The organism is Streptomyces sp. E11-3 (assembly GCF_046540415.1).
Lineage (GTDB): Bacteria > Actinomycetota > Actinomycetes > Streptomycetales > Streptomycetaceae > Streptomyces.
Genome location: NZ_JAZGRL010000034.1, coordinates 1 through 3,467, shown reverse-complemented (window position 1 = coordinate 3,467; position 3,467 = coordinate 1). Strand labels below are relative to the sequence as shown.

At 72.2% G+C, this 3,467-nt stretch carries 3 protein-coding genes; all 3 read right to left on the bottom strand.

What is annotated here, in order from left to right; genetic code table 11:
• Positions 1 to 788 (bottom strand): lysophospholipid acyltransferase family protein (locus U9R90_RS34485; RefSeq protein WP_411061291.1); only part of this gene is annotated, 788 nt, incomplete at its 3' end.
• 89 nt (positions 789 to 877) lie between these two features.
• On the bottom strand, positions 878 to 1,633 hold the full coding sequence (locus tag U9R90_RS34480) for a GNAT family N-acetyltransferase (protein WP_411061290.1): 756 nt from the start codon (positions 1,631 to 1,633) through the stop codon (positions 878 to 880).
• Positions 1,634 to 1,868: 235 nt separating this feature from the next.
• The gene (locus tag U9R90_RS34475) at positions 1,869 to 3,338 is read right to left on the bottom strand and encodes an aminopeptidase P family protein (protein ID WP_411061289.1); all 1,470 of its coding nucleotides are present in this window, start codon (positions 3,336 to 3,338) and stop codon (positions 1,869 to 1,871) included.
• Positions 3,339 to 3,467 lie beyond the last annotated feature (129 nt).

Genomic DNA, 3,467 nt, shown 5'->3' with positions numbered 1-3,467 from the left:
CCGGTCACGGCCTGCTGCGCGGTCGCGGCCAGTGCCCGCCGGTCCGCCGCGCCGCCCGGCAGCAGCGGCTCATGCGCCGTGATCCGTACGGACAGACCGTCCGCCCCGGCCACCCGTAGCAGCGAGGGCAGAAAGCCGTCGTCACCGACGAACGCGGCCACCGTGCTCGGTACGCCGTGCTGCCGATAGCTGATCGTCACCGGCCTGACCGGGGCGCCCGCGTCCAGAGCGGCCTGGAACATGGCGCGCCTGAAGACGCCGCCCGACTCCCGGCACCAGGTGGTGGCCTGCGGGAACACCATGACCGAGCGTCCGGCCAGCAGGTGGTCGCGTACCGCCGCGACGGCCAGCGGCAGGGCGCGCGGGCGGTCGCGGTCGATAAAGCAGGTACCGGCCCGGCTGGTCAGCCGACCGACCACCGGCCAGTGCGCCACCTCGCGCTTGGCGAGCAGGACGGCCGGTTCGCGGGCGAGCAGCGCGATCGGGTCGAGCCAGGAGACGTGGTCGGCGACGATCAACGTGCCGGGCGTGCCGGGCGTGCCGGGCGTGCCGGGCGTGCCGGGGGCGCCGGACGTGCCGCGAGCACCGGGCGTGCCCGTGCCGTCTCCGAAGTCGGGCACCCGCAGCGCGGACCCGTCCCCTTCGAGCCGTACGCCGAGCGCGTCGAGCAGCCTGCGCGCCCGCCTCCGTACCTCCGTCGGATCACCGAGCGCGCGGCCCGCCGACAACGCGCCGCCCACGAGGGCGGCGAAGTCCGCGTATCTGCGCAGCCTGGTGGCGGCGCTCACCGGAGCGGTGGTGGACACCGCACAGCGCGGGGTGCACGGAGAGGTCGCCACCCAGGTGCTCACCACTGCGCCGCGCGCCCCTCTTCGGTTCATCCCTCCTCCCCGAGGAAGTACCGCCGATAGCGGTCGTTGACGCGGTCCATCGGCAGCAGTACGTAGAAGTCGGCCACCCCGAACTCCCGGTCGTGCGCGGGCGCCCCGCACATCCACGCGCCCAGCCGCAGATACCCGCGCAGCAGCGGCGGCAGCTCCGCATAGCTCGCCCGCCCGTCCAGCGGCGCACCCGGCTGCCACGGCCGGTGCGGGTGCACCCGCAGCTCGGGCGGGGCCGCGTGCTTGGCGTTGCCGAGCAGCCAGGCACTGGTCGCGGCCCGCCCGCCGTCGTCCAGCGGCACCGAGGCGCAGCCCGCCAGATAGCGGTGCCCGGACAGCAGCACATAGCGGGCCAGCGCCGACCACATCAGGTTGATCACCGCGCCGCTGCGGTGGTCCGGGTGCACACAGGAGCGGCCCGCCTCCACCAGGTGCGGGCGGATCGAGGCGAGCGAGGTCAGCTCGAACTCGCCGTCCGAGTAGAGCCGTTCGCTGCGGCCAGGCGGCAGCAGCCGGTAGGTGCCGACCACCTCGCCGCTGCCGGTCTCGGTGACGATCAGATGGTCGGCGACGTCGTCGAACGCGTCGCTGTCGTGGCCGGGGACCGGGGTGTGCAGCCGAGCCCCGAGCTCCTCGCCGAACACCTGGAAGCGCAGCCGCTGTGCGGCCCGTATCTGCTCCGGGTGGTCGGCGATCGAGACGGCGTACGTGCGTGACTGGGCGGCTACGGTGGACAGGGCGGGGCTGGGCATGGGGGACCTGCTCTCCAACGCTGAGGGGCCGCCGGGTCGGCACCCGGCGGAGCGAGCCCCCTCACCGTGCCGTCGCAGGGTGAACATGCCGAGGACTTCTGACGGTGGTCCGGGATTGTTGAGGGGAAGTCAGGGTCGCCAACAGGCTCTCAGCGCGAACCAGGACAACACGAAAGGCCGGGCACCCCAGGTGCCCGGCCCTCGTCGTGTCAGGAACTCGTCGTGTCGGAAACCGTCAGCCCTTGAGCCGCGCCATCCACGCCTCGACCTCGTCGGCCCGCCGCGGCAGCCCGTCCGACAGATTGCGGTTGCCGTCCTCGGTCACCAGGATGTCGTCCTCGATCCGGACGCCGATCCCGCGGTACTCCTCGGGCACCGTCAGGTCGTCCGCCTGGAAGTACAGACCCGGCTCGACGGTCAGGCACATGCCCGGCTCAAGGGTGCCGTCGACGTACGCCTCGGTGCGCGCGGCCGCGCAGTCGTGGACGTCCATGCCGAGCATGTGGCCGGTGCCGTGCAGGGTCCAGCGGCGCTGCAGACCCAGCTCCAGGACGCGCTCCACCGGGCCCTCGACCAGGCCCCACTCGACCAGCCTGGTGGCGAGCACCTGCTGTGCGGCGTCGTGGAAGTCGCGGTACTTGCCGCCCGGCTTGACCGCCGCGATACCGGCCTCCTGGGCCTCGTACACGGCGTCGTAGATCTTGCGCTGCAGCTCGGTGAAGCGGCCGTTGATCGGGAGCGTACGGGTGACGTCCGCGGTGTAGAGGGAGTGCGTCTCCACACCGGCGTCCAGGAGCAGCAGTTCGCCGGAGCGGACCTGGCCGTCGTTGCGCACCCAGTGCAGCGTGGTGGCGTGCGGGCCCGCGGCGCAGATCGAGCCGTACCCGACGTCATTGCCCTCCACGCGCGCGCGGAGGAAGAAGGTGCCCTCGATATAGCGCTCGCTGGTGGCCTCGGCCTTGTCCAGGACGCGTACGACGTCCTCGAAGCCGCGCACCGTGGAGTCGACGGCCTTCTGCAGCTCGCCGATCTCGAAGTCGTCCTTGACGGCCCGCGCCTCGGACAGGAAGACCCGCAGATCCTCGTCGGTCTCCGCGGTGACCTTGTCGGCCAGGGCGCTCTGGATACCGTCGTCGTAGCCGCGTACGACACGGACCGGTCCTGTGGCGTCCGTCAGCTTCTGCGCGAGCTCGCGCACGTCGGCGGTCGGGATGCCGAGCAGCCGCTCGGCCTCGGCCAGCGAGTTGCGGCGGCCGACCCACAGCTCGCCGTCACCCTTCAGCCAGAACTCGCCGTTCTCGCGGTTGGAGCGGGGCAGCCGGTAGACCGTGGCCTGGTGGCCGTCGGTGGTGGGCTCCAGGACCAGGACGCTGTCCTCGGTCTGGTCGCCGGTGAGATAGGTGTACTCGACCGAGGAGCGGAACGGGTACTCGGTGTCGTTGGAGCGGGTCTTCAGGTTGCCCGCGGGGATCACCAGGCGCTCGCCGGGGAAGCGCGCGGAGAGCGCGGCGCGCCGGCGTGCGGTGTGCTCGGCCTGCTCGATCGGCTCCAGGTCGCGGAGCTCGGTGTCGGCCCAGCCGGACTGCATGTTCTCGGCCAGCTCGTCGGACACGCCCGGGTACAGGCCGTTCTTGCGCTGCTTGATCGGCTGCTCCGCAGAGCCTTCCGGGGTCTCCGGGGTCTCTGGGGTGAGCTCATCCGACACGACTGCCTCCTCGATACGACACTGGACCGCCTTCCATCGTAAATCCGCAGGCAAGACGGCCCTAAGAGCCTGTCTCTGAACCCCCGCCTGCGCCCCGACGCCCGGCACGCACCCTCGCCGCACGGCGCC

Coding starts and splice junctions, on each gene's coding strand:
- U9R90_RS34480 (WP_411061290.1), bottom strand. CDS start 1,633: ATGCCCAGCCCCGCCCTGTCCACCGTAGCCGCCCAGTCACGCACGTAC.